Source organism: Mycobacterium parascrofulaceum ATCC BAA-614 (assembly GCF_000164135.1).
Lineage (GTDB): Bacteria > Actinomycetota > Actinomycetes > Mycobacteriales > Mycobacteriaceae > Mycobacterium > Mycobacterium parascrofulaceum.
Genome location: NZ_GG770555.1, coordinates 646,990 through 671,197, shown reverse-complemented (window position 1 = coordinate 671,197; position 24,208 = coordinate 646,990). Strand labels below are relative to the sequence as shown.

The 24,208-nt window shown below is 68.1% G+C and carries 23 protein-coding genes; 14 read left to right on the top strand and 9 right to left on the bottom strand.

Annotated elements, in window-relative coordinates:
* The first annotated feature begins 175 nt into the window (after positions 1–175).
* From HMPREF0591_RS18650 to HMPREF0591_RS18630, 5 genes are all read left to right on the top strand, one after another.
* Entirely contained in the window at positions 176–430 is a 255-nt protein-coding gene (locus tag HMPREF0591_RS18650) for a hypothetical protein (protein ID WP_007170199.1), read from the top strand.
* A gap of 163 nt (positions 431–593) precedes the next feature.
* The gene (locus HMPREF0591_RS18645) at positions 594–1,088 is read left to right on the top strand and encodes an SRPBCC family protein (protein ID WP_040623092.1); all 495 of its coding nucleotides are present in this window, start codon (positions 594–596) and stop codon (positions 1,086–1,088) included.
* Between the two features lie 17 nt (positions 1,089–1,105).
* On the top strand, positions 1,106–2,326 hold the full coding sequence (locus tag HMPREF0591_RS18640) for a zinc-dependent alcohol dehydrogenase (protein WP_007170197.1): 1,221 nt from the start codon (positions 1,106–1,108) through the stop codon (positions 2,324–2,326).
* On the top strand, positions 2,323–2,565 hold the full coding sequence (locus HMPREF0591_RS18635; RefSeq protein ID WP_007170196.1) for a DUF6480 family protein: 243 nt from the start codon (positions 2,323–2,325) through the stop codon (positions 2,563–2,565). The genes HMPREF0591_RS18640 and HMPREF0591_RS18635 overlap by 4 nt, the downstream gene beginning before the upstream one ends.
* 45 nt (positions 2,566–2,610) lie before the next feature.
* The gene (locus HMPREF0591_RS18630; protein WP_007170195.1) at positions 2,611–2,862 is read left to right on the top strand and encodes a hypothetical protein; all 252 of its coding nucleotides are present in this window, start codon (positions 2,611–2,613) and stop codon (positions 2,860–2,862) included.
* Positions 2,863–2,883: 21 nt separating this feature from the next.
* On the opposite strand, the gene HMPREF0591_RS18625 is transcribed toward HMPREF0591_RS18630, so the two are convergent.
* The 4 genes from HMPREF0591_RS18625 to HMPREF0591_RS18610 all read right to left on the bottom strand — a co-directional run bounded on the left by HMPREF0591_RS18625 (position 2,884) and on the right by HMPREF0591_RS18610 (position 7,899).
* Positions 2,884–3,684, bottom strand: coding sequence for an MOSC domain-containing protein (locus tag HMPREF0591_RS18625; protein WP_170826164.1), 801 nt, complete (start codon positions 3,682–3,684; stop codon positions 2,884–2,886).
* A gap of 117 nt (positions 3,685–3,801) precedes the next feature.
* Positions 3,802–4,974 (bottom strand): glycosyltransferase, encoded by a 1,173-nt coding sequence (locus tag HMPREF0591_RS18620; RefSeq protein WP_040623090.1) that lies wholly within the window; start codon positions 4,972–4,974, stop codon positions 3,802–3,804.
* A 79-nt stretch (positions 4,975–5,053) separates the two neighbouring features.
* On the bottom strand, positions 5,054–6,436 hold the full coding sequence (locus tag HMPREF0591_RS18615) for a PPE family protein (protein WP_007170192.1): 1,383 nt from the start codon (positions 6,434–6,436) through the stop codon (positions 5,054–5,056).
* Positions 6,437–6,483: 47 nt separating this feature from the next.
* Positions 6,484–7,899 carry a PPE family protein, SVP subgroup gene (locus HMPREF0591_RS18610; RefSeq protein ID WP_007170191.1) on the bottom strand — a complete coding sequence of 472 codons (1,416 nt, stop codon included), beginning with the start codon at positions 7,897–7,899 and terminating at the stop codon, positions 6,484–6,486.
* A 1,051-nt stretch (positions 7,900–8,950) separates the two neighbouring features.
* Between HMPREF0591_RS18610 and HMPREF0591_RS31075 the strand changes: the two genes are divergently transcribed.
* Together HMPREF0591_RS31075 and HMPREF0591_RS18600 are read left to right on the top strand one after the other, a co-directional pair.
* Positions 8,951–9,118 carry a hypothetical protein gene (locus tag HMPREF0591_RS31075; protein WP_007170190.1) on the top strand — a complete coding sequence of 56 codons (168 nt, stop codon included), beginning with the start codon at positions 8,951–8,953 and terminating at the stop codon, positions 9,116–9,118.
* A 75-nt stretch (positions 9,119–9,193) separates the two neighbouring features.
* The gene (locus HMPREF0591_RS18600; protein WP_007170189.1) at positions 9,194–10,201 is read left to right on the top strand and encodes a class I SAM-dependent methyltransferase; all 1,008 of its coding nucleotides are present in this window, start codon (positions 9,194–9,196) and stop codon (positions 10,199–10,201) included.
* A gap of 16 nt (positions 10,202–10,217) precedes the next feature.
* Here HMPREF0591_RS18600 and HMPREF0591_RS18595 read toward each other — a convergent pair whose 3' ends face one another.
* Together HMPREF0591_RS18595 and HMPREF0591_RS18590 are read right to left on the bottom strand one after the other, a co-directional pair.
* Positions 10,218–11,723 (bottom strand): FAD-dependent oxidoreductase, encoded by a 1,506-nt coding sequence (locus HMPREF0591_RS18595; RefSeq protein ID WP_040623085.1) that lies wholly within the window; start codon positions 11,721–11,723, stop codon positions 10,218–10,220.
* 46 nt (positions 11,724–11,769) lie between these two features.
* Complete coding sequence (locus tag HMPREF0591_RS18590) at positions 11,770–12,612, bottom strand: hypothetical protein (protein ID WP_007170187.1); 843 nt, start codon at positions 12,610–12,612, stop codon at positions 11,770–11,772.
* A 123-nt stretch (positions 12,613–12,735) separates the two neighbouring features.
* Here HMPREF0591_RS18590 and HMPREF0591_RS18585 point away from each other — a divergent pair, with 123 nt between their 5' ends.
* The 3 genes from HMPREF0591_RS18585 to katG all read left to right on the top strand — a co-directional run bounded on the left by HMPREF0591_RS18585 (position 12,736) and on the right by katG (position 16,821).
* Complete coding sequence (locus HMPREF0591_RS18585; protein ID WP_007170186.1) at positions 12,736–14,022, top strand: L,D-transpeptidase; 1,287 nt, start codon at positions 12,736–12,738, stop codon at positions 14,020–14,022.
* 84 nt (positions 14,023–14,106) lie between these two features.
* On the top strand, positions 14,107–14,547 hold the full coding sequence (locus HMPREF0591_RS18580) for a Fur family transcriptional regulator (protein WP_007170185.1): 441 nt from the start codon (positions 14,107–14,109) through the stop codon (positions 14,545–14,547).
* 33 nt (positions 14,548–14,580) lie between these two features.
* On the top strand, positions 14,581–16,821 hold the full coding sequence (katG, locus tag HMPREF0591_RS18575; protein WP_007170184.1) for a catalase/peroxidase HPI: 2,241 nt from the start codon (positions 14,581–14,583) through the stop codon (positions 16,819–16,821).
* A 170-nt stretch (positions 16,822–16,991) separates the two neighbouring features.
* Here katG and HMPREF0591_RS18570 read toward each other — a convergent pair whose 3' ends face one another.
* Both HMPREF0591_RS18570 and HMPREF0591_RS18565 read right to left on the bottom strand, forming a co-directional pair.
* Complete coding sequence (locus HMPREF0591_RS18570; protein ID WP_244268989.1) at positions 16,992–17,651, bottom strand: DUF1906 domain-containing protein; 660 nt, start codon at positions 17,649–17,651, stop codon at positions 16,992–16,994.
* A 123-nt stretch (positions 17,652–17,774) separates the two neighbouring features.
* Entirely contained in the window at positions 17,775–19,328 is a 1,554-nt protein-coding gene (locus HMPREF0591_RS18565; RefSeq protein ID WP_007170182.1) for a GMC family oxidoreductase, read from the bottom strand.
* A gap of 292 nt (positions 19,329–19,620) precedes the next feature.
* Between HMPREF0591_RS18565 and manT the strand changes: the two genes are divergently transcribed.
* From manT to mmpH, 3 genes are read left to right on the top strand one after another with little or no spacing between them, the layout of a single operon-like run.
* On the top strand, positions 19,621–20,886 hold the full coding sequence (manT, locus tag HMPREF0591_RS18560) for an MMP alpha-(1->4)-mannosyltransferase (RefSeq protein ID WP_007170180.1): 1,266 nt from the start codon (positions 19,621–19,623) through the stop codon (positions 20,884–20,886).
* Entirely contained in the window at positions 20,880–21,638 is a 759-nt protein-coding gene (locus tag HMPREF0591_RS18555; RefSeq protein ID WP_007170179.1) for a class I SAM-dependent methyltransferase, read from the top strand. The genes manT and HMPREF0591_RS18555 overlap by 7 nt, the downstream gene beginning before the upstream one ends.
* Positions 21,625–22,701, top strand: a complete 1,077-nt coding sequence (gene mmpH, locus HMPREF0591_RS18550) for an MMP endo-(1,4)-3-O-methyl-alpha-D-mannosidase (protein ID WP_040623084.1) — start codon at positions 21,625–21,627, stop codon at positions 22,699–22,701. The genes HMPREF0591_RS18555 and mmpH overlap by 14 nt, the downstream gene beginning before the upstream one ends.
* A gap of 33 nt (positions 22,702–22,734) precedes the next feature.
* On the opposite strand, the gene HMPREF0591_RS18545 is transcribed toward mmpH, so the two are convergent.
* Positions 22,735–23,415 carry a class I SAM-dependent methyltransferase gene (locus tag HMPREF0591_RS18545; RefSeq protein ID WP_007170177.1) on the bottom strand — a complete coding sequence of 227 codons (681 nt, stop codon included), beginning with the start codon at positions 23,413–23,415 and terminating at the stop codon, positions 22,735–22,737.
* A gap of 174 nt (positions 23,416–23,589) precedes the next feature.
* Here HMPREF0591_RS18545 and HMPREF0591_RS18540 point away from each other — a divergent pair, with 174 nt between their 5' ends.
* Complete coding sequence (locus tag HMPREF0591_RS18540; protein WP_083212431.1) at positions 23,590–24,207, top strand: cutinase family protein; 618 nt, start codon at positions 23,590–23,592, stop codon at positions 24,205–24,207.
* The last annotated feature ends 1 nt before the right edge of the window (position 24,208 follow it).

Here is a 24,208-nt window from a genome sequence, read left to right as displayed (position 1 = left end):
TCAGGCATTCCACCGATGCCGCCGATCAAACATGCGTGTGACCTGGGTCACCCACCCGCGCGAGGCCAGGGTAAGGGGCCCGGTGTGAACGAAATATGCAGGGCCGCAATATGTTTGGCCGCCTGGGGCGCGGTCCCGAACGGGTCCCGATCCTGAATCCGCTACCGTCGACGGTATGTCCGAAGTCTCCGGTAACGACCTCATCGACGACGTCTCCCCTGGCGACATCATTGCCGTCGACCGCGGCTCTGGTGAACGGCCCTACAAGGTGGTGTTCAAAGACTCCACCGAGGGCGGCTACGTCGTCACCTTCGAGGACGACGACGGGGAGACCTTCCAGCTCGACATGGCCGCGGGTACCACCGTGACGAGGTCGCTCGAATCGAAGTGGGAGTCTGCGCAAAGCCCAACCCCGCACGCGGAGGCGTAGCTGCCGGCCGCGACGCCGCCTGAATAGCGTTCATCTGCAACGCGATAGCCGACGCCCTCGCGGCGGGCGGCTTCGCCCTTCGAACAGTAATTCCGTCTCCCGTTTGGGCGCGTTCTGGGCGGGAATGCAACGCCGCGACGGAGGCCGCGACGGAGGGAGTGGCGTGAACTACGTGAATTTCGCCAAAGACCAGGTGCTGGGGGCGGTGAAGAAGGTCACCGCCATGCAGCCCCGCCCCTCGGGGGGCCAGACGGTCACGATCGCGTGCCCCGTCGAGCGGATCGAGCAGTTCTGGCACGATCCCGAGCAGATGTCGATAGTGCTCGGCGACATCGCCGAGGTCGAGCTTCGAGGCCCGGACCGTTATCGCTGGCGGTTGCTCGCGGGGCCGAAAACGGTATGGGATTCGGAGCTGATCCCGGAACCGGAGGGGCTTCGATTCGTCGGTACGGGCGACGCGAAGCAGATCACGGTGACCTATCGCCCCGCGCCGGGGCAGTTGGGTACCGAGGTGACCTTGCGGGCCACTACACCGGCACCGGACCTGTTGGCCGGCGCCGCGGCGTTCAAGGTCCTCTACCGGCTGCGTGCGCTGATGCAAACCGGCGAGGTGCCGACCGTCCGAACGAACCCGAGCGCGCGAAAGTCCGCGCGGTAAGCGAAAGGCGGCGAGGCATGCGCGCGCTGTGCTGGAACGGGGTCAACGACCTGTCGGTGGAGACGGTCGACGACCCGAAAATCCTGAATCCCCATGACGCGATCGTCGAAGTCCGGCTCACCACCACGTGTGGGTCGGATCTGCATTTCATCGACGGCTACCTGCCGGGGATGAGGGAAGGTGACGTCTTCGGCCACGAGTTCATGGGCGTCGTCGTGGAGACGGGTCCCGAGGTGCGGGAGACCCGGGTGCGCGACCGGGTGGTGGTGCCCTCGTTCATCGCCTGCAACCAGTGCTGGTATTGCGACCACGAGATGTACTCGTGCTGCGACACCACCAACCCCAACGCCGAACTGCAGCAGCCCCTGCTCGGCTACCCCTCCGGGGGGATCTACGGCTACACCCATCCGTTCGGCGGCTACGCGGGCTCGCATGCCCAATACGTGCGGGTGCCGTTCGCCGACGCGAATTGCTTTGCCATTCCCGGTGACATCAGCGACGAGCAGGCGCTCTTCCTGTCGGACGCGGTGCCCACCGGTTTCATGGGCGCCGATTTCTGCGACATCGCCGGCGGGGACACGGTGGCAGTCTGGGGTGCCGGCGGCGTGGGTCTGATGGCCGCCCGCAGCGCCTTGCTGCTCGGCGCCGAACGCGCGATTGTCATCGACCGGATTCCGGAGCGCCTGGCCCTGGCGCACAGCGAATTCGGGCTGGAGACGGTCGACTACACCGCGGTCGACAGCGTCCACGAGACGCTGCGCGAGATGACCGGCGGCCGCGGGCCGGACGCCTGCATCGACGCCGTCGGCATGGAGGGCCATGGCACCGGCCTACAGCAGCTCTACGACCGCGCCAAGCAATTCCTGCGAATGGAGACCGACCGCGCCACCGCGCTGCGTCAGGCGATCCTGGCGTGCCGCAAAGGCGGGGTGGTGTCGGTGCTCGGGGTATACGGGCTGACCGACAAGTTTCCGACCGGCGTGCTGACGAACAAAGGGCTGACCCTGAAGACCGCTCAGCAGCACGGTCAGCGGTACATGTCGCGGTTGTTCGACTACGTCGAGCAGGGGGATCTCAACCCCGCCAAGCTCATCACCCACGACCTGTCGCTCGAGGAAGGCGTGCTCGCCTACGACCTGTTCAAGAACAAGAAAGACGATTGCGTTCGGGTGGCGATACGGCCCGGGGCGAAAGCCGGCGCGTCCCACGCCGAGCATTCCGGAAAGGACCAGCGATGACCGCCCATCCGCCGAACCCCGATCCGGTTCGCACGCCCGGGCTGCAGCCGGGCGGCGGCGTGCCGCCGGGGACCACGCCCCCCGCCGCGCCGCAGACCTCGGGCGTCGCCCAGCATCAACCGCCCGCGACCCGGCGGTTCACCCCGGGTTCGGTGCTCACCGTGCTCGGCGTTGGCATCTTCGCCGTGGTGTTCCTCGCGGTCGCGGTACTGCTCGTGATGAAAATGGTTGGGGCTTAACGTGAAAGGATTTCGTGCGATGCGAACCGGCACGAGGGGGCAGGCATGACCGTCAGCGCTGATGACGTCCGGCGCCTGCTGGACTCGCACGACGAACGGGCCGTTCTGGTCGCGATCGAGGGCCGCGTCGACGTCGCCTCGCCGGCGGAGTTGGACACCGCGGATTACCGTGGCGCCCTGCAGATCGCGACGCGCCAGGAGGTGCTGGAGCGGGCCGGAGGCGCGCAGCTTTCGGAACGCGAGCTGGCCGAGCAGGCCGAGGAGCTCGACACCGCGCTTCGCAACCTCGGTGCCTGACTCCGCGGCAGGCACGGCTGATCACCCGATGGCGACGCGGTCGCCGACGCGGATCACACCCGCCGCCAGCGCGGCGAGGTAAGCCCCTGCGCACGGCTGGGCGCCGTGACCGCCTGTGTCCCAACGGTTCTCGGCCGCGGGGGTGCGCAGTGCCTGCGGAGCGCGTGGCAATGGGCCGTGTTCGAGCGTCGGCACGACGCACCGTGAGGTGGCCGTCAGTGCCCGCACCCGCGCAGCGCCGATGGCGATGTCCCGACCGACCCAGTCGTTTTCGGCATAGGGCCGGTAGTCCGGTGGCGTGGTGATCACCACGTTCGGCCGGTAGCGCAATGCCTCGACGCCGATGTGCTCCAACGTTGCCGTGGTGATCGCGTGCAGCGGGGCTTCGTCGGTGAAGGCGTCGCCCGGGGTCGCCTGGGCGATCCGAAGAATCCGGCCGCCGACCTCGGCGTCCAGGCCCAACTCGAGCAACTTCTCCGGGTCCGGGCGCACCAACGTGGCGCCCTCGGGGCGCTGGGCGATCAATCGGACCGGCCGCCCCAACAGCCGTGACAGCCGGTCGTCGACGCCGGGGTCGTCGGCCGCCACGCTGGTTCCATCGGGCAGGCCGATGGTCACACGGCCGGCGTCCGCGGTCGCGGTGCACCTCAGCAGCCCCCGCCACAACCGGGCGTTCTTGGCGCTGGCCACGTGCCCGGTGTCGGCGTCGAGCAGCGCGAGGCGCCGGTCCCCGTCGGCGCCGTGCTCATCGACGAAGAGGGTCGCGACCGCTTCACCGAGCATCGACTTCACGGGGTAGCGGAGCAGGGCGTGCACGTACATGCCGTCCGCGACCAGACCTGACGAGGCCGTCGAATCCTCCACTGCGCATCCCTACCCGGCGAGACCCAGAACCTTCTACACGACCCGGCCGCTTCGCACCACTGAACGTCGGGGCGATCAGCCCGCGCGCGCCGCGTCTTCCAAGAGGTCGGCGGCCCGGGCGACGCTCTCGGCGGGCTTGGTCATCTGGGCCGCCACCTCGCGGGCCCGTGTGACGAGATCCGCGGCGAGCAGGGAGCGCAGGTCCGCGACCACCGAATCGTAGGTCGATTCCGCGAATGGTCTGGCAAGCCCCACCTCCAACCGGCTGACCGCGGACGCCCAGATCGGCTGGTCGAGCCAGAGCCAGAGCAACAACATGGGAACCCCGGCGCGCATGCCCGCGGCCGTGGTGCCGGCGCCCCCGTGGTGCACGATCGCGCGGCATGCCGGAAAAACGGCCGCGTGGTTGACCGCGTCCACGATCTTGGTGTGGGCCGCCGGCTCGAGCTGGGTGAAATCGTTGGGGCCGCTGCAAATCAACGCGCGTTCGCCCACCTGCTCGCAAGCCGCGGTGATCACCGCGACCGTCTCGGGCGGCGAGCTGACCGGTGTGCTGCCGAAGCCGAAGTAGATCGGCGGCGGTCCCTCGGCAATCCACGACAACATTTCGTCATCGCCATCGGTCGCCATTTCCAGCGTCAGCGACCCGACGAACGGCCGCCGATGTGCCGATTCGCCCCACTCGGCGCGCAGATCGGGCAGGCAGAACTCCTCGTAGGCCTGGATCTCCAGCACTTCTCGGGCCGACGGCCGGGCTTTGTCGGGCAAGCCGAGGGCTTCGCGTTGCGCGCCCTCGGCCACCGTCGTGACGGGTTCCTGGAACCCGCCGAGCTCCAGCGCCCGCGCGGGGAAGAAATGCAGCGCCGCGAACGGCATGGTGTGGAGCTCCGCGACATTGGCGGCGAGCCGCTGCTCGTTCGTCCCGGCGACCAGTAGGTCGGCACCTTCGGCCAACGACGCCAGCGCCGTACCCTTCTCCGCCCACACCCTGGTGACGCGCTCCATGACTTTCGGCAGGGCGCTGATCGGATCCTGAACGCGCTGAACGAAATCCGTGGCCGTGGTGATCTGCTCTCGCGTGTCCGGCCCATAAGCGGCGGCGGTCAGCCCGGCGGATTCGACGAAGCCGATCCTGTCCGGCGGGACGGCCATGAGCACGTCGTGACCCCGGCGGAGCAGCTCGCGCCCGACGGCGGCGCACGGCTCGACGTCGCCGCGGCTCCCGTAGCTTGCCAGCACAATTCTCATGGGTGAGACCTCATCAGTCATTAGTCGCGGTCATGCTACCGACCCCGGCTACTGCCGGCCTGCGCGAGGCCGAACAGCTTCAACGCCCGAGCAGCTCGTTCTTCAGCTTCTGGTATTCCTCGGTGTTCAAGTGTCCCTCGTCGCGGAGTTTGGTGATCTCGCGGATCCTGGCGGCGACTCCGGTCACCACCACCCGGGGCTTGACGGGCGGTGCCTGGCCATCGCTGCCGGGCACCGCGCCGCCGAAGCGAGCAACCACGCGCTGGCCGGTCACCTTGCCGCCGTCGCCGCCGCCGCTCGGGCCCCCGGCCATAGCGCGCCCGGTCATCCCCGCCACCCCCATGTCGCCAAGCATGTCGCTCGAGCCGACTTCCAGGGGCGCCACCATGGCGCTGTCGAGGCTGCTAAGCGGCGACGCCAACGCGGCAGGGCGCAGTTCCGACGCGGCGACGGTCCATGCCTGCGGCACGGACAATCCCCCAACCGCCTTGGCCTCGGCCAGGCCGGCCGACAACGTCGGCACCGCACCCGGGCTCAGGTTCGTCAGGGTCGCCGGAAAATTCCAGACGGGTGCGGGCCCGTACCCCGGCCAAACCTCTTCGCCGTTCCACCCGCTAACGATGTCGTCGGTGTGGAAACCGATGAGGGTGCCGAGGGCGGCGATGGGGAGATCGACCGGGCCGGCGATGACCACGAGCGGGAGGATTGCCGCGAAAGTGAGCAAGCTGGACGGCGCGCTGACGAAGATTGTGACCAGGTCGGCCAACGTCGAAAGCGGGTCCGACGCGGCTGCCGGCGCCGCGGTCGCCAGGCTTTGGAGCGCGGCGGGCACCGCGGAAAATGTATGGCCGACGTCGGACACGACGCCTAGTGCATCGCCGGCGGGCGCACTGACCGCCTGGCTGACCGCAGCTGCCTGGCGGGCCGGGCCGGCCGGATCGGTGTTCTGCCCTGGCGAGGTCAACGGCGTCAACGCGGTCGCGGCCGCCGAGGAACCGGCGTAGGTGTACATCGCGGCGGCGTCCTGGGCCCACATTTCGGCGTACTCCGCCTCGGTGGCGGCGATCGCCGCAGTGTTCTGTCCGAAGAAGTTGGTCGCCACCAACGCCGCCAACAGGCTGCGGTTGGCCGCGATGATCGGTGGCGGGACCGTGGCCGCGAACGCCGCGTCGTAGGCGGCGACCGCGGATGTCGCTAGGGCGGCGGTCTCCTCCGCCAGCGCAGCCATGCCGCTGAGCCATTCCAGATAGGGCGCCGCCGCAGCCGCCATCGACGCCGACGTGGGGCCCGCCCACGGTCCGGCGGTCAACTCCGCCACCACCGTTCCAAACCTGCCGGCCGCTGCGTAGAGTTCGTCGGCCAGTTGCGCCCAGGCCTGTGCCGCGGCCGACAACGGCGCCGCACCGGGACCGGCATACATCCGACCGGAGTTGAACTCCGGCGGAAACATCCCAAAATCCATTGCAGCGCATCCCTTTTCGGATAATCGCGATGTCGGCGAACGGCGGCTCAGCGACCGAGCAGTCGGTTTTTCTGTTCGGTGTACTCTTCCTCGGTCAGAATTCCCTCGTCGCGCAGCTTTGCGAATTCGCGTAGCTCGGCCGCCACTCCCGTCACCACCGCCCGAGGCGGCGTTTCCGGCGCCGCGGCTTCACCGTCCTCCGGCGCTCCCGGCGCGGTGTTGGCCTCACCCGCGGGGGCCGGCACGCGTTCGACTCCCGGCCCGTTACCGCCACCCTTACCGCCACCGGCGCCCATGGTGCCCGCGATCGCTCGCCCGGCCAGGCCCGCCAATGCCATCTGGCCAAAGGTGCTCGAGCCCGGTGCGGACGCTTCCTCGACCACACCGGCGGCGGCGGCGGTGGGCAACGCGGGCAGGGTGTAGGAGACGGGACGTACCAACGGCGTGGCGATGGTCCACGTCGCCGGCACCGACAAGTTCCCGACCGTGTTGGCCTCGCCGACACCTGCGGAGACCGTCGACGGCGGGATCGTGCCGGGGCGCAGGTTCAACAGCGGCGCAGGGAAGGGCTTGACGGGCGCTGGTCCACTGCCGGGCCAACTCTGTTCTCCGTTCCAGCCACTGACGATGTCATCGGTGTGGACACCGGTGTAATAACCGCCGATGTCGAAGGGAAGAGCCACCAGGCCAAGGGTGCTCAGCGGGACGTCGACAAAAATGCTCGCAAGTCCGGCCGGCAGGTCGACGAAGATCGAGACCAGGTCGGCCAATGTATTCAGCGGGCTCGTGGCGGTAGGGGCTGCGACCGCGAAACCCTGCAACGCGTTTGGCACCGCGGAGAAGCTTTGCTGGAGCGACGAAACGGCGTTTTGCGCCTCGCCGATCGAGGTGCCGGCGGCCCGGCTGACGGCAGCCGTTTGCCCGACCGACCCGCTCGGGTCGGTGTTCTGTTGCGCGGCGACGAACGGTGTCAATGTCGTCGCGGCTGCCGACGCACCCGCGTATCCGTACATCGCTGCGGCGTCCTGGGCCCACATCTCGACGTACTGCGTCTCGGTGGTCGCGATCGCGGAGGTGTTCTGTCCGAACAGGTTGTTCGCCACCAGCCTCGCGAACAGAGCGCGGTTCGCGGCGACCAATTGCGGCGGAACGGTCGATGCGAACGCTTCGTCGTAGGCCGCCACCGCGGCCCTGGCCCGCATGGCGGTTTCCTCTGCCTGCATGGCAGCGCTACTGAGCCAACCGACGTAGGACGCGGCCGCTGCCGCCATCGACGCGGACGACGGACCCAGCCACGGGCCGGCGGTCAGCCCTGAGATCACCGACTGATAGGCATTGGCAGCCGTGTGCAGCTCGGACGCCAGCCCCTCCCACGCTTCTGCCGCGGCCACCATCGATTCCGATCCGGCGCCGATATACATCCGGCCAGAGTTGACCTCCGGGGGGAAGATCGCGAAATCCATGTCGGTCCCTTAACTGAGTTCGAGCCGAAAAACCACGGCGGTGGATGCATCCCGACGGGCGCAGGTGCACATGGCGCCCCGGATCTCACCGCCGGCGCCGGGAAGCGCCCGAAACGGGCCTAACGCATTTGCTGCACCCACCCGACAACCAAGTCCCTTCCCGTTGCTGACTCGTTCCAGTTTGCCGCCGGGAGAATCGCCGCCCAAAGCGCTGCGGCGCCTCTTGCGTGATACAGCGGACGGCCCGACCAATTCTGGGACAGTCGGCGCAAATACGCTGCCCACCAGCGCAAAGACCTTACCCCCTCCCTGGCCCATTATGCAGCGCCGGCCAGCTTCTGGCGATCCGAAGTCGATTGCCAAGGGTCGCAATGCTAAACCAAAGGACGGTACCGAGGAAGTTGTGTCACCGGTTATCTATTTCCCGTGTCCGGGGACGTGCGGCCAGTGCCAGATTGCTACTGCACGAGCGGGCTAGCCCGACCGCAAGCACTGCGACTGCGATGGCCGGCGGGGCGGCTCGGACATCGTCGCCAGAAGGCAAGCGCTGACCGCATGGCCGGCGTCTGCTCCCGCACTGAGGTCAAGCGAATCCGCGAGCGCGTCTTTGTCCGGGGTATCAAATGCGTCCAATATCGACAGATGCCGCAGGCAATTGTTTCGCATGGATTTTGTGTGATGATGCGTCGTTTCCGTGCAGAGGGCGAATCGCTGCATTGACGGGTGCCTAGTTCCTTACGCACCGCTGGGCATTGGTTGCCAAGCATTTGCGCACCCGCGAATCGCCTGACCCTCATCGCGGGCGGGCTTGCACGACTCGCAGCCGCGTCAGCACGGCCATCGCTCGCTTCGGCGCTGCCGGCGGGGAGCCAATGCGAACGCCTCGTATCTCCCGATCACTTTGCTCTGTAAGGTCCGCGGCAATTTTCCTACATTTAATAACCGCGGCAGCGGCCCACTCATATACTGGCCGAACCTGGACACCGACAACAAAAAAGAAGGGCATCCAATGCTTCCACCGGGTTGGCTGGCCAGACCGACAACTCCCGTCATGGTTGACGCTGCCCGCACCGCAAGCACCGCGGTCGCGTCGGGCGACAGCACGGACGAGGCATACGTCGCGAAGCTGCACAACCTCGGATTCACGTGGCCCTGGTCGAGCGACGCCGACAAGACCGGCTGGGTGAGTGCGGCCGAATCCACCTACTACCCGGGCTGATCGCCCTCCCCGCACACCTTGAGCGACACAGTTGGCGCGGTGGAAGATCCACGGCCGAGCTCGTTAGAGCCGTCGATGCTGCACGAAGCGATGATCAGGCGGTTGTATCGCCGGTCGGTGGCCGAAGGCCAGATCAGGGTGCCGGCGGTGCCCGGTCTGATCGACGAATACGTCCAGATCTGCGGCAACATCTGCGCAACCCTGGGCGTCTGGCACACGGCCGAACAGTCTTCTCAGCTCAGGACCGTCCTGGAGGCGGAGCTGGCGAAGGGGTTCAAGGCCTCCCCCCGTTCGGACGTCGTCATCTCGTTCCACGCGCCCTTCGGGACCGGAGTGAACTTCCGCGTGCAAGCCGAGTGGCGGACGCTCGATGCCGATTACGACGAATGGGTGGTGCTGCGTTCGCCGCCGCTGTTCGGCACCGAGGCGGACGCGCGGGTGTTGGCCCTGGCCGCCGAGGCCGCCGACCCGGCGACCTACCGCGTGCTCGATGTCGGAGCGGGGACCGGGCGCAACGCCCTGGCGCTGGCCCGCCGGGGTCACCCGGTGGACGCGGTCGAAATGGCGGCGAAGCTCGCGGAGGTCATGCGCGCGGAGGCGGAGATTGAATCGCTTGGCGTGCAAGTGATCCAGAGCGATGTCTTCACCGCGATGGAAGGCGTCCGCGGGGAATACCAGCTGATGGTGGTCTCGGAGGTGGTGCCCGACTTCCGGACCACCCACGAGTTGCGCGGCCTGTTCGAACTCGCCGCCGACTGCCTGGCTCCCGACGGGCGTTTGGTGTTCAACGCCTTCTTGCCCCGCGAGGGCTATGTTCCCGATGCCGCGGCGCTGCAACTCGGTCAGCAGTGCAACACCATGATCTTCACCCACGGCGAGATGGCCCGAGCGGTCGCAGGGCTTCCCCTCGAACTGGACGCCGACGATTCCGCCTACGAGTACGAGAAGGCCCACCTCCCCGAAGGGGGCTGGCCGCCGACGGGCTGGTTCGAGGGATGGGCCAACGGCCTGGACGTGTTCGACGTCGAGCCCGGGGATTCGCCGATCGAGTTGCGCTGGCTGGTCTACCGCAAGGCGGAGTGAGTCCTTCGCACCGGCCTCAGGCCGTCAAGTCGCGGGTCGCGGGCCCCTCCAGCAGGGTGCCATCTGGGGCGAACCGCGACCCGTGCAGCGGGCATTCCCACGCCTCGTCGGCGTCATTCCAGTTCACGATCCCACCGAGGTGCGGGCAGACCGGCGACACCCGGTGCTCGGTGCCGCCGACGCGGCAGCGCGCCTCCAGGTGCCACGGCGGGCCGCTCACCACGCCGCCCTCGTCCGCGCCGGGGCTGCGGCGGCCGGTGCGGAGCAGCGGGGTGAGCCAGCCCTTGGCCAGGTCGAAGCCCACCTCGAGGTTGGCCTGCAGTGCCGTCGGCAGGCCCGACAGCTCGTGCGGGCTCCAGCTGGCGAACGCCCTGGCCCAGTCCATTCGCCCACCAAGCATGCGGCTCGACAAAGCCAACGCCGCGGCGGCGCCGTTCGTCATCCCCCACTTGTTGAATCCCGTTGCCACAAAGATGGTTTCGGTTCCCGGCAGGATGGGTCCGACGTAGGGCAGCTGGTCGATGGGCGTGTAATCCTGCGCCGACCAGAAGTGAGTCTGCTCGGCACCCGGATAGTGCTTGCGGGCCCACGACGCCAGTTCCTCGAGGGCCTTCGACGGGCTCTTCTCGCGGCCCACGGTGTGGCCCGCCCCGCCGACGATCAGGCGCTCCCCGTCCGCGACGGGCGCATACCGCACCGAACGGGTGGGCGAGTCGGTGGAAATCATCATCGGCCGGGTGATGTCGCCGGGGACCTTGAACGCCAAGCAGTAGGACCGGCTCGGCTTCACGCGAGCGAAATAGCCGCCGCGGTCCAGGATGGGGATGCCGGTCGCGAGGACCAGCTGCCCGGCTCCGAGCTCGACGTCGCGCTGGTCGGCGTCGTTGACGTGCACCCGCACGCGGTCGCCGCGGGTGGACACCCGCCGGACCCGGGTGTGCTCGACGAGCCGGCCGCCGCGGCCGAGGAGCTCCGTGGCCAGCGCGTCCAGGAACGGCATGGGATCGAACTGCGCCTGATCGGGCAGCCGCACCCCGCCGTGGTACGGGAACGGCACGTCGGCGTCGTCGTCCCAGACGGCGGGCAACCCGACCGCTTGGCACGCCTTCAACTCCAGGCGGGCGGACGGCACGCCCGTGGCGGACTGGGCGTAGCTGTAGGCGTCCTCGCGCTGCACCGAGATGTCATGGGACCGGCAGTAATCGATCACCCAGTCCTGGCCCTCCCGGTTGCCCTCCAGGTAGGCGCGGGCCAGTTCCCTGCCGTGCCGGGGCAGGATCTTCGAGAGGTGGGTGCCTTGCAGCAGGCTGATCTTGGCGGTGGTGTTCCCGGTGGCGCAGGCGCCGACGGTGCGCGCCTCGAGCACCAGCACGCCCTTGCCGGCGCGGGCCAGCAGAACCGCGGTCATCAGCCCGGTGATGCCGGCGCCCACGACGATGACATCGGCGGATCGGGGGCCGTCGTCAAGCTTGCTTGCGGCCCAAGGTTGTTCGGCTCGGTCGGCCAACCATAAAGACGTCACGCGTGGCCTGATACCCGGGTTGGCCCCGGGGAAACACCGTCCCGGCCTACGCGCGCCTCAGCTGCGCTTTCGCCTCCTTGACCGCTTCCTCCGCGGCGCGAGCGGCTTGCTCGGCCCGGTCGTAACCCTGCTCGACACGTTCGAGTTCGCGCTCGGCGGTGCGCAGAGCCGCGAGCGCCTCGTCGCGACGCTGGCGCGCCGCGGTGCGCTGCGCTCGGCGCTCCGAGAGGGCGGCGTCAGCGTCCGCTTTGTCCCGCTCGGCGGCCGTCATGGCCGCGGTCAGCTTCTCGCGCCGTCGTTGCCCGGCGGTGTCCCGTGCGGTTTTCTTCCTTGACTGCGCCCGGGCCTGCGTCGACGGCCCTTTCGCCTTTCCGGTCACCTTTGCGGTCACCTTTACGGTCCGCGCGGACGTCACCGGCGCGGTGGCCCCGAAGTCGCCGAAACCCGACCACTGCTCGGGCCGGGTCAGCCGGCCGAGCCGCTCCCTGACCTCCGGGTCGGCGACGGCCGCCTGCAGCGTGCTGGTGACGTTGTCGCGCACCGCCGAGGACGGATTGCCGACCCCGGCCGCCTCCAGCGCCGCCCGCGTGAGCTCGACGATGAGCCGATGCTGCTCGGCCGACAGGTCCCGGATGAGGGCGCCGTCCATCTCGGCATGGGCGGCGCGCAGCCGGTCTCCCAGTTCCGCCAGGCGGTGTTTGGTGTCGGTGTCGCGCAGCGCGAGCCGGTTCACGATCCAGGCCGCCGTGGTCGGCTTGTTGGCCGCCGAAATCCGCTTGGCGCCGGCGTCGTCCCCGCGGCGCTTGGCCGCGGCCGTGAGCTTGGTGCGCTGCGCGGTGAAATCCTTGAGTGGCGCCCAGTAGAGACTGTCGAGCTCGTCGCCGGTCATGACGCCATCATCCCGCGCCCGCCGGTTTAAAAACCCCACGTCCGTGGCATCTGATGTGCAACATCGTCGCGCTGGGCAGCGACTTCGACCAACCCCGACACAACGCAAGGATCCGACAGCTCAATGATGTCCAAGACCAGTGACGGGCCGCTTCGCCGGATTCTCGGCAATCCCAAATCCCGCCGATTGCTGGTGGCCGTGTCGGCGATCGTCGCAGTCGTGGGCGCCGTCGTGATCGCGGCGTCGCTTGATTGCTTCGGCGGTGGCTGCGGTCGCCACGGCGCCTCCTCGAAGGCACCGGGTCCGGCGCAAATCACGATCACGCCCGGCCCCGACGCCCGCGACGTCGATCCGGTCGCACACGTGCTGGTCAAGGCCGACGCCGGGACGCTGACCGGCGTCCAGATGGTCAACGAGACCGGCAAGTCGGTGCAGGGCGTCATGACGCCGGACAACACCGTCTGGAAGCCCACGGTCCCCCTGGGCTACGGCCGCACCTATACCCTGACGGTCACCGGCCGGGGCTCCAACGGCGTTGAATCGAAACAGGTTTCGTCGTTTTCGACGTTGAAACCGTCCAACCAGACCAAGGTCTCGTTCACCACCACGTCGGAGGCCGCACTCAAGGATGGCGGTACCTACGGCGTCGGGACGGTGATCGTGGCCCACTTCGACGAGCAGATCGCGAACCGCGCCGAAGCCGAGCGGCGCCTGGCGGTGACCACCGACCCCAAGGTCGAGGGTTCCTGGTACTGGGTGGACGACCAAACCGCCCACTGGCGGCCGGAGCACTACTACGCGCCGGGCACCACCGTCACCGCGGAGGCCAAGATCTACGGGATCGCCTTGGGCGACGGGCTGTTCGGACAGGACGACAACAAGGTGTCGTTCCGGATCGGTGACGCGCACGTCTCCGTTGCCGACGACGCCACCAAACAAGTCAGCGTCTTCGACAACGGAGCGCTGGTTCGCACCATGCCCACCTCGATGGGGATGGGCGGCACGGAAAACGTCGGCGGCAAGAGCATCTCGCTGTGGACGCCGTCGGGCGTCTACACCGTGCTCGACAAAGGCAACCCCGTCGTCATGGACTCCTCGACGTTCGGGCTGCCCAAGAACTCCCGGCTGGGTTATCGCGAAACGATCAACTACGCCACCCGGATCAGCACCGACGGCATCTACCTGCACGAGCTCGACGCCACGGTGTGGGCCCAGGGGCATCAGGACACCTCACACGGATGCCTGAACCTCAACGCAGACAACGCGAAATGGTTCTACGACTTTTCGGTCCCCGGCGATGTGGTCGAGGTCCGCAATAGCGGCGGTCCGCCCTTGACCCTGGCGCAAAACGGCGACTGGACGATCAGCTGGGCCGATTGGCGCAAAGGTAGCGCCCTGAAGCCGACGTGACGTGGCTCATTCGACACCCACAGTTGTGCGCTATTTCACAGTAAAGTCTTGACTCGTTCCAGATAAGTGCGTCATATTGGTGCGGTGTCGTCGACGGCCGATTACGCGGAACGATTGCGGATGGCCGACCTGCGCGTGACCCGCCCCAGGGTGGCGGTGCTGGAGGCGGTGGACGCCCACCCGCACTCCGACACCGAGACCATCTTTTCGGCGGTCCGCGAAGGCCTGCCCGACGTGTCCCGCCAGGCCGTATACGACGTCCTCAACGCGCTGAGCACGGTGGGTTTGGTCCGCCGGATCCAGCCCTCCGGGTCGGTCGCCCGCTACGAGTCGCGCGTCGGCGACAACCACCACCACGTCGTGTGCCGGTCCTGCGGCGTCATTGCCGACATCGACTGCGCGGTCGGTGCCGCGCCGTGCCTCACCCCGTCTGACGAGAACGAAGTTCTCGACGGCTTCGTCCTGGACGAGGCCGAGGTCATCTATTGGGGTGTGTGCCCCGACTGTTCGACCGCAGGTTCCTAGCTCGCAGCCCATCACCCCTAAGAAAGGAATGCTGTGTCCAGCGATATCTCCCAGAGCCGGCCGCCCCACGAGGACAGCAAAACGGCCAGCACCAGCGAGAGCGAAAACCCCGCAATCCCCTCCCCCAAGCCGAAATCCAATGCGCCGCTGACCAACCGGGACTGGTGGCCGGACCAGGTCGACCCGTCGATGCTGCAGCCGCACAACCCGCGGTCCAACCCGCTCGGCGATGACTTCGACTACGCCACCGAGTTCGCCAAGCTCGACGTCGAGGCGCTCAAGGCCGACGTGATGTCGGTGATGACCAACTCCCAGGACTGGTGGCCCGCCGACTACGGCACCTACGGCGGGCTGTTCATCCGGATGAGCTGGCACTCGGCCGGCACCTACCGCATTCACGACGGACGCGGCGGCGGCGGCCAGGGCATGCAGCGCTTCGCCCCGATCAACAGCTGGCCGGACAACGTCAGCCTGGACAAGGCCCGCCGGCTGCTGTGGCCCGTCAAGAAGAAGTACGGCAACAAGATCTCCTGGGCCGACCTGATCATCTTCGCCGGTAACTGCGCCCTGGAGTCGTTCGGGTTCAAGACCTTCGGCTTCGCCTTCGGCCGCGAAGACGTCTGGGAGCCCGAGGAGATCCTCTGGGGCGAAGAGGACGAATGGCTGGGCACCGACAAGCGCTACTCCGGCAAGCGCGACCTGGCCGAGCCGTACGGCGCGACCACGATGGGGCTCATCTACGTCAATCCGGAGGGTCCCGAGGGCAAGCCGGATCCCATCGCCGCCGCGATCGACATCCGCGAGACGTTCGGCCGCATGGCGATGAACGACGAGGAGACCGCCGCGCTCATCGTCGGTGGGCACAGCTTCGGCAAGACCCACGGCGCCGGCAGCGGCGACCTGGTGGGTCCCGAGCCCGAGGCCGCCCCGATCGAGCAGCAGGGGCTGGGCTGGAAGAGCTCGTACGGGACGGGCGTGGGCAAGGACGCCATCACCAGCGGCCTGGAGGTCGTCTGGACGCCCACCCCGACCAAGTGGGACAACACCTTCCTGGAGACGCTCTACGGGTACGAATGGGAGCTCACCAAGAGCCCGGGCGACGCCTGGCAGTTCGTCGCCAAGGACGGCGCCGGAGCAGGCACCATCCCCGACCCGTTCGGCGGTCCGGGTCGCGCGCCGACGATGCTGGTCACCGACATCTCGATGCGTGAGTCCCCGATCTACCGCGACATCACGCGGCGTTGGCTCGACCACCCCGAAGAGCTGACCGAGGCGTTCGCCAAGGCCTGGTACAAGTTGCTGCACCGCGACATGGGGCCGATCAGCCGCTACCTCGGGCCGTGGATTGCCGAGCCGCAGCTCTGGCAGGACCCGGTACCGGACGTCGACCACGAGCTGGTCGACGAAAACGACGTCGCCGCGCTGAAGAGCAAGGTGCTCGGGTCCGGCCTGTCGGTTCCCCAGCTGGTCAAGACCGCCTGGTCGGCGGCCGGCAGCTACCGCAACACCGACAAGCGCGGTGGTGCCAACGGCGGACGGCTGCGCCTCGAGCCGCAACGCAACTGGGAGTGCAACGAGCCCTCCGAGCTGGACAAGGTGTTGCCCGTGCTGGAGAAGATCCAACAGGACTTCAACGGCTCAGCATCGGGTGGCAAGAAGATCTCGCTGGCCGACCTGATCGTGCTGGCGGGTTCCGCGGCGGTGGAGAAGGCGGCGAAGGACGCCGGCTACGAGATCGCCGTGCACTTCGCGCCCGGGCGCACCGACGCCTCCCAGGAGAACACCGACGTCGAGTCGTTCGCGGTGCTCGAACCGCGGGCGGACGGCTTCCGCAACTACGTGCGCCCCGGCGAGAAGGCGCCACTCGAGCACCTGTTGATCGAGCGGGCGTATCTGCTCGGCGTGACCGCACCGGAGATGACGGTACTCGTCGGCGGCCTGCGTGCCCTCGGTGCCAATCACGGCGGCTCCAAGCACGGGGTGTTCACCGACCGGCCCGGCGCGTTGACCAACGACTTCTTCGTCAACCTGGTCGACATGGGCAACGAGTGGAAGACGTCGGAGTCGGTGGAGAACGTCTACGAGGTCGTCGATCGGGCCTCGGGCGCGGTCAAGTGGACCGCGACCGCGAATGACCTTGTCTTCGGGTCGAACTCGGTGCTGCGCGCGCTGTCCGAGGTCTACGCCCAGGACGACAACCAGGGGAAGTTCGTGGAGGACTTCGTCGCGGCCTGGGTCAAGGTCATGAACAGCGACCGGTTCGACCTCAAGTAGCTGCCGGATACCAGGCGGCGCCCCGCGGGCCATCGGCTCGCGGGGCGCCGTGCGTCAGGTCGGCGCGGGCTCCAGGTCGTTTCGCGCCACATAACCTACGTACACGACACGCCGCAAACGGTCGCACTGGTTTATGTCTGGTGAGCCGGGCGGCGCGGGCACGCGGGCGGTCAGCGCGCGAAGTCCCACTGGCCGTAGTCGGGCGCGAGGACGTCATCGATGTCGACGTTGATCCCGCCCAGCAGCGGGCTCGGGTTCGACGGGCTGTTGACCACGGCCTGATAGAGCACCGCCGCAGGCTCGCGATCACCGTGTGACCAAGACTTCGTCTGCCACGCCCAGCGGTGGCCCGGGCTGCTCGAGTTTCCGATGACGCCGTCGCGGATCGCCCAGCCGCAGGCCTGGGCGTGGCCATAGATTCCGGTCCGGCCCACTCCCAGCACCGAGTTGATGCCCCGAAACCATTGCACGCCAGAGGTATTCCAGAAGTTCTGGTCGATGTCGTCGTCGATGCTGAAGAAGATCGGCGCCGAACCCGGTCCCCCGGCCGCGGAGTGCAGCCGCTGCGCCGTCCGGGCGTCGGCGACCCCGCCGTCGTAGCCGCGGGTGGAGTCCGAGGGATCGGGCCAACCGGGCTTGCCGTACTGGAAGTTGCTGACGATCTGAAGACCGGCGGCGCGCAGCGCGTCCGCGTACTCGCGCGTGATGGGCTTCGCCTCGAAGTTCGCGCCCGGACGTGACTCGGACACGTAGTTCACCACCCCGGCGTAGCCGGCCCCTTTGATCTCGTCCGGTGCGATGCGCCGCTCGGCGAAATCGATCAGTCGCATGTCGGCGGCCCGCGCCTCGTTGCCGGGCGCGGCCGTCGCGCCCAGGCCCAGGAGAACCGGTGCGGCGAATTTGAGTACGTCGCGCCGTGAGACCGATCGCACGGCGCGATGGTAACAAACAGCTCAGAGCCGATGCTCGGCCTTGATGAACCGGGCGGCGCGCTCTCCGATGACGACACAGGGAGCCATGGTGTTGCCACTCGTGATTCGCGGCATTACCGATGCGTCGGCGACGCGCAGGTTCGCGATGCCGTACACCTTCAGGCGCCCGTCGACCACCGACATGGGGTCGCGACCCATCTTCGCCGTCCCCGATTCATGCCAATAAGTGGTGACCGCATTGCGCAGATATGTTTCCAATTCGGCGCCCGAGAGATCACCGGGCATGACCTCGCGGGCGACGAAGGGCCGCAGTTCGGCGGAATTGCCGATTTCGCGCAGAGTTTCGACGCAGGCGATGGCGGTTTTCAGATCTTCGGGGTCCGACAGCGCGTTCGCTTCGATGCGAATCGGGTCGGCCGCATGAGGGCCCGACAACCGCAGGCGACCGCGGCTCTTGGGGTGTGTCGGTGAGCCGAACAAGATCCAACTGTTGGTCGGCAGGCCATATCTCGCGATGTTCTCGGGGGTTGCCTTGGGAAATGGGCCCAAGCAGGCGAAGAGATCGGGGCCCTGAACGTCGGCCGCCCCCGAGTCCCAGAACATCGCCGCCCCCACCTGGGTACCGCCCTGCACTTTCTCGGGAAACTCCCACACGCAGTCGAACCCGAAGTGATCCTGAAAGTTGCGGCCGACCCCGGGCAAATGCCGGCGGACTGAAATTCCGGCGCGCCGCAGTTCCTCCTCGTCACCCACCCCGGACTGCATCAGCACTTTGGGCGTGTGGATCGCGCCGAGTGACAACACGACCTCCACGTCGGCCGTCACCCGATGAAGCGCGCCGTCATGCAGGACTTCGACGCCCGTGGCCCGGTCGCCCTCGAAGGTCACGCGCGTGACCAGCGCGTGTGGCAGCACGGTCAGGTTCGGCTGGGCCACTGACGAGTCGACGTAGGTGCGAAATACGGACTCCCGCCTGCCCTTGCGGCTGCGCAGGTCGGCGATGGCGGCGCCCCGCGCATTTTCCATCAAGCGGCCGTTCGGACTCTGGTAGGTGGGGATGTCGTGAGCCCGCGCCGCGTCCAACACCGCCGCTGCGAGCGGATGCCCGTCGGATGCCGGCTCGACGAACACCCGCCCTCCCCTGCCCCGATGATCCGACTCGCCGGTGCCCTGCCAGTCCTCAATTTGCCGATACAACTTCAATACCGGCTCATACCCCCAGGCCGGCTCGCCTGATTCAGCCGCGAAGTGGTCCCAGTCGCCGCGGTGCCCGCGCGCCCACACCATCAAATTGATGCTTGACCCGCCGCCCAGCACTTTGCCCATCGAGAACGGGATGGAGCGGCCGTTTAGCCGCGGGTCGGGCTCCGACGCGAAACCCCAGTCGCGGTCGCTGCCCAGATTGGACGACCATTGATTCGCCTCGGTCACGCCGGGATGGTCGTCCGAGCCCCCCGCTTCCAGCAGCAGCACCTTTACGCCGGGATTTTCCGCCAGCCGTGCGGCGACCACCGACCCTGACGACCCGGCGCCACACACGATGACGTCGTAACGCGGCTCCAGAACAGCACCCACGAATGCTCCTCACACGATGGCTGGGTATAGCTTCCTATACCGTGTTGCACGGGGAGGGAAGATGAACGGTTCAATCCGTTTCAATGCCGGATGGCATGATCTTTTGCGTGCCGGACTTCCGTCAGAGCGATTACGCCGCAGCCCGTGACGTTCGAGCTCGTTGCGCTCGATTAGGTGATCGAACTATAGTCTGGACACATGTCCAGTTTGCTGTCACGGAGTTCGGGAGTCCGTTGACCGCGATGGATTCGGCGCTGTTCCGCGGTCGTTCACCAGCAAAGAAGAGTTGAGTATGCGAATTGCCCTGCTGTCCTACCGTAGTAAAACCCATTGCGGCGGACAGGGCGTCTACGTGCGCCATCTCAGCCACGGTCTGGTCGAGCTCGGTCACGACGTCGAGGTGTTCTCGGGCCAGCCCTATCCCGACCTCCTCGACCCGCGGGTGCGGCTGACCAAGGTGCCGAGCCTCGATCTCTACCGCGAGCCGGACCCGTTCCGCGTGCCGCGGCCCAGCGAGATCCGCGACTCGATCGACCTATTGGAACTGCTCACCACGTGGACCGCCGGCTTCCCCGAGCCGCGGACGTTCACCCTGCGCGCCGCCCGCTTACTGGCCGAGCGGACGGCCGACTTCGACGTGGTTCACGACAACCAGAGCCTGGGCACCGGACTGCTCACGATCGCCGGCGCGGGACTGCCGGTGGTGGCCACCGTGCACCATCCCATCACCCGAGACCGGGTGCTGGATCTGGCCGCCGCGCGTTGGTGGCGAAAGCCGTTGGTGCAGCGTTGGTATGGGTTCCTGGCGATGCAGCAGCAGGTGGCGCGCCAGATCCCCGACCTGCTGACGGTCTCGTCATCGTCGGCGGCGGACATCGTCGACGACTTCGGCGTGGCGCCAGACCAGCTGCACGTGGTGCCGTTGGGCGTGAACACCGAGCTGTTCAAGCCGGGATCGCTTCCCCGCCAACCCGGCCGGGTGATCGCGATCGCGAGCGCCGACACCCCGCTGAAGGGAGTGCGCACCCTGCTGCAGGCGGTTGCCCGGCTGCGCACGAGCAGGGATCTCGAGTTGCGGCTCGTCGCCAAGGTGGAACCCAACGGCCCCACCCACAAACTCATCGCCGAGCTCGGTATCTCCGACATCGTGCACATCACCAGCGGGCTTTCCGACGCCGAGCTGGCCGCGCTGTTCGCCTCGGCCGAAGTGGCCTGCATTCCTTCGCTCTACGAAGGGTTTTCGCTGCCCGCGGTGGAGGCCATGGCCAGCGGCACACCGATCGTGGCGAGCCGGGTGGGTGCGCTTCCAGAAGTCCTTGGCACCGACGGCGCCTGCGCCGAGCTGGTGCCGCCCGCCGACGTCGACGCGCTGACCCGCGCGCTCGGTGACCTGCTGGACTCCCCGGAGAAGCGGCGGAGGCTCGGCAAGGCGGGACGAACCCGCGCCGTCAACGTGTTCAGCTGGGAAGCCGTGGCCGCGCAAACCGTGCGCGTCTACGAGCGGGCGATCGCGCGCAACGCCGCCCCGGCCGCCGCCGATGGCGAAGCCCAATGCTGACAGTCGATTTCGACCGGCTCGGGATTGGGCCGGCCACCAAGGTGATCGACGTGGGGTGCGGTGCCGGCCGGCACGCATTCGAAGCGTATCGCCGCGGCGCCGACGTGGTGGCATTCGACCGCGATGCGGACGAATTGCGTGCGGTGGACACCATCCTGCGGGCGATGGCCGACACGGGCGAGGCGCCCGCCGGAGCGTCGGCGACGGCGGTGCTCGGCGACGCGCTCCAATTGCCTTACGCCGACGGCACGTTCGACTGCGTGATCGCGTCGGAAATCCTCGAGCACATACCGCACGACGACGCGGCCATCGCCGAACTGGTCAGGGTGCTCAAGGTCGGCGGAACCCTGGCGGTCAGCGTGCCCCGGTGGCTTCCGGAGCGGGTGTGCTGGCTGCTGTCCGACGAGTACCACAGCAACGAGGGCGGGCACGTCCGCATCTACCGGGCCAGCGAGCTGCGCGCGAAAATTCTCGACGGCGGGATGGAACTGACGCATACCCACCATGCCCACGCATTGCACTCCCCGTTCTGGTGGCTGAAATGCGCGGTGGGCGTGTCGAACACCGATCACCGTGCCGTGACCGCCTACCACAAACTGCTGGTGTGGGACTTGATGCAGCGGCCGAAGGTGACGCAGCTGGCGGAATCGGTGCTCAATCCGTTGGTCGGCAAGAGCGTCGCGATGTATTTCGTCAAGCAGCCGGCGGCCGAACGGCAAGCGACCGTGGGGTATTCCGTTGCGTCGGTCTAATCCGCCATCGGTCCCGGGCGTCCTCTCCCCCGAGCAATGCCGTCAAACCGCGCAATCCATCGCAGCCACCCAGGAACCTTCGGGCGCCATTCCGTGGTCTGAGGGCGGCCACACCGATCCGTGGGATCACGTGGAGTGCGCGATGGCGCTCACCACCGCCGGGCTGCTGGAACCGGCGCGCGCCGCGTTTGACTGGAGCCGCCGCACCCAACGGCCCGACGGTTCGTGGCCCATCCAGGTCCGTGCGGGGGTCGTCGAAGATGCCAACAGCGACAGCAACTTCTGCGCCTACATCGCCACCGGCGTATGGCACCACGTGCTCGTCACCGGCGACCGGCGCTTCGCCGCCCGGATGTGGCCGGTGGTGCGCAAGGCGATCGACTTCGTCATCGATCTGCAGGTCGGCTACGGCGAGATCTGCTGGGCCCGAAGCGAAGCCGGCCCCCTGCGGGAAGCGCTGCTGACCGGCTGCGCGAGCGTGTTCCACAGCATTCGGTGCGCGTTGGCGCTCGCCGCCCTGGTCGACGAGCAGCAGCCGGAATGGGAGCTGGCGCTGGGCCGGCTCGGACACGCCATCGCCGCCCACCCCGAGGCGTTCACCGAGAAGGACCGCTACTCGATGGACTGGTACTACCCGATCCTCGGCAGTGCCCTGCGCGGGCCCGAGGCGGCTGCGCGGATCAAGCGGCGCTGGGACGACTTCGTGGTCGGCGGCCTGGGCATCCGCTGTGTGGCCGACCGGCCGTGGGTGACCGGCGCCGAGACGTGTGAACTGGTGCTGGCGCTCGATGCCATCGGCGAGCGGGCGGCCGCCCACCGACAGTTCGGCGCGATGCAGCACCTGCGCGAGGCCGACGGCTCGTACTGGACGGGGCTGGTGTTCGCGGACGGGAAACGGTGGCCCGAGGAGCGCACCACCTGGACGGGCGCGGCGATGATCCTCGCCGCGGACGCGCTGTCGAACACCACTGCCGGGGCGGGGATTTTTCGCGGCGATGGGCTGCCGATGGGCCTGCAGACCGACTTCGACTGCGAATGCGTCACCGCCGGCCCCGGTTGGTGAGCCATGGGCGGCGCGGCTTCGGCGCGGACCGCCTCAGCCTGGCGGTGGACCCGGAATCGGCTCCCCCGGCTGGCCGCTGACCCGTTCGAGAACCCGGAGCGACCCGGTGGCCGAAACCTCTTGGAATTGGCCGGAATCGAGCGCGCGACGGTAGATGTAGTACGGGGGCCGGCCGCCGTCCTTGGGGTCGGGGAACACGTCGTGGATGGCCAGCGCGCCGCCGACGGCCACCCATTTCGCCCATCCCTCGAAGTCCTCGTTCGCGGCGGCCTCGCTGTGCCCGCCGTCGATGAACAAGAACCGCAGCGGTGCCCGCCACCCGGAGGCCACGACGGGCGATTTACCCACGACGGCAACGACGTGGTCGTCGAGCCCCGCGGCGTCGAGCGTGCGGCGGAACGTCGGCAGCGTGTCGAACAGGCCGGTCACCTCGTCGACCAGCGAGGCATCGTGGTACTCCCAGCCGGGCTGGTGCTCCTCGGAGCCGTGGTGGTGGTCGATCGTGTAGAGCACCCCGGCCGTTTGTTGGGCCGCGGCGCCGAGCAACAACGTGGATTTGCCGCAGTATGTGCCGATCTCGACCCCGACGCCGCCGTCGAGGTACCGCAGCGCGGCGTCGTAGAGGGCGCGGCCCTCGTCGGCAGGCAGGAATCCCTGGACCCGTTCGGCCAGCGCGAACAGGCGCTCGGGTGCACCGGCGTCGACGTGACTCATGAGCCGAACCTATCGTCCCCGTCGACCACGTCGGCACGGTGGTCGAGGCATCGCCGCAATCGGGTTGGGCCGCTCCACCTAAGCCCAGCGGCCGGGGCGCGACCGCTCTACCATCGTGCTGTGCTCGCTCGCAGACTCGGTGACATCGGCCTGGCGGTGATCTTCACCGCGGCCATGCTGGTGGTGCCCGCCGCGCTCCCGTCGTTCGGGATGCCGAGCGCCGCCGCGGCGGGCTGCCCGCCGGTGCAGGTGGTGTTCGCACGCGGGCGGATGGAGACGCCCGGGCCAGGAGCGCTGGGCAACGCGTTCATCAGTTCGCTGCGATCCAAAGTCAACAAGACCGTCGGCGTGTACGCCGTGAACTACCCCGCCGACACCGAGGTCGCCCAGGGGGCCAACGACATGAGCCGCCACGTCCAGAACATGATCACCAACTGCCCCAACACCCGGCTGGTGCTGGGCGGTTACTCGCTGGGGGCGGCCGTCACCGACGTCGTGCTCGCGGCGCCCATCAGCGCGTTCGGTTTCGACAGCCCCTTGCCGCCCGGCGCCGATCAGCACATCGCGGCCGTGGCGCTGTTCGGCAACGGCAGCCAGTGGGTGGGTCCGATCACCAACTTCAGTCCGGTCTACAACGACCGGACCATCGAGCTGTGCCACGGCGCCGATCCCATCTGCAATCCGGCGGACCCGAACACCTGGAAGGCGAACTGGCCACAACACCTCGCCGGCGCGTACATCGACGCCGGCATGGCCAATCAGGCCGCCGACTTCGTCGCCGGCAAGCTGTAGT

Coding starts and splice junctions, on each gene's coding strand:
- HMPREF0591_RS18650 (WP_007170199.1), top strand. CDS start 176: ATGTCCGAAGTCTCCGGTAACGACCTCATCGACGACGTCTCCCCTGGC.
- HMPREF0591_RS18640 (WP_007170197.1), top strand. CDS start 1,106: ATGCGCGCGCTGTGCTGGAACGGGGTCAACGACCTGTCGGTGGAGACG.
- HMPREF0591_RS18635 (WP_007170196.1), top strand. CDS start 2,323: ATGACCGCCCATCCGCCGAACCCCGATCCGGTTCGCACGCCCGGGCTG.
- HMPREF0591_RS18630 (WP_007170195.1), top strand. CDS start 2,611: ATGACCGTCAGCGCTGATGACGTCCGGCGCCTGCTGGACTCGCACGAC.
- HMPREF0591_RS18625 (WP_170826164.1), bottom strand. CDS start 3,684: ATGTACGTGCACGCCCTGCTCCGCTACCCCGTGAAGTCGATGCTCGGT.
- HMPREF0591_RS18620 (WP_040623090.1), bottom strand. CDS start 4,974: ATGAGAATTGTGCTGGCAAGCTACGGGAGCCGCGGCGACGTCGAGCCG.
- HMPREF0591_RS18615 (WP_007170192.1), bottom strand. CDS start 6,436: ATGGATTTTGGGATGTTTCCGCCGGAGTTCAACTCCGGTCGGATGTAT.
- HMPREF0591_RS18610 (WP_007170191.1), bottom strand. CDS start 7,899: ATGGATTTCGCGATCTTCCCCCCGGAGGTCAACTCTGGCCGGATGTAT.
- HMPREF0591_RS31075 (WP_007170190.1), top strand. CDS start 8,951: ATGGTTGACGCTGCCCGCACCGCAAGCACCGCGGTCGCGTCGGGCGAC.
- HMPREF0591_RS18600 (WP_007170189.1), top strand. CDS start 9,194: ATGCTGCACGAAGCGATGATCAGGCGGTTGTATCGCCGGTCGGTGGCC.
- HMPREF0591_RS18590 (WP_007170187.1), bottom strand. CDS start 12,612: ATGACCGGCGACGAGCTCGACAGTCTCTACTGGGCGCCACTCAAGGAT.
- HMPREF0591_RS18585 (WP_007170186.1), top strand. CDS start 12,736: ATGATGTCCAAGACCAGTGACGGGCCGCTTCGCCGGATTCTCGGCAAT.
- HMPREF0591_RS18570 (WP_244268989.1), bottom strand. CDS start 17,651: ATGCGACTGATCGATTTCGCCGAGCGGCGCATCGCACCGGACGAGATC.
- manT (WP_007170180.1), top strand. CDS start 19,621: ATGCGAATTGCCCTGCTGTCCTACCGTAGTAAAACCCATTGCGGCGGA.
- HMPREF0591_RS18555 (WP_007170179.1), top strand. CDS start 20,880: ATGCTGACAGTCGATTTCGACCGGCTCGGGATTGGGCCGGCCACCAAG.
- HMPREF0591_RS18545 (WP_007170177.1), bottom strand. CDS start 23,415: ATGAGTCACGTCGACGCCGGTGCACCCGAGCGCCTGTTCGCGCTGGCC.
- HMPREF0591_RS18540 (WP_083212431.1), top strand. CDS start 23,590: ATGCTGGTGGTGCCCGCCGCGCTCCCGTCGTTCGGGATGCCGAGCGCC.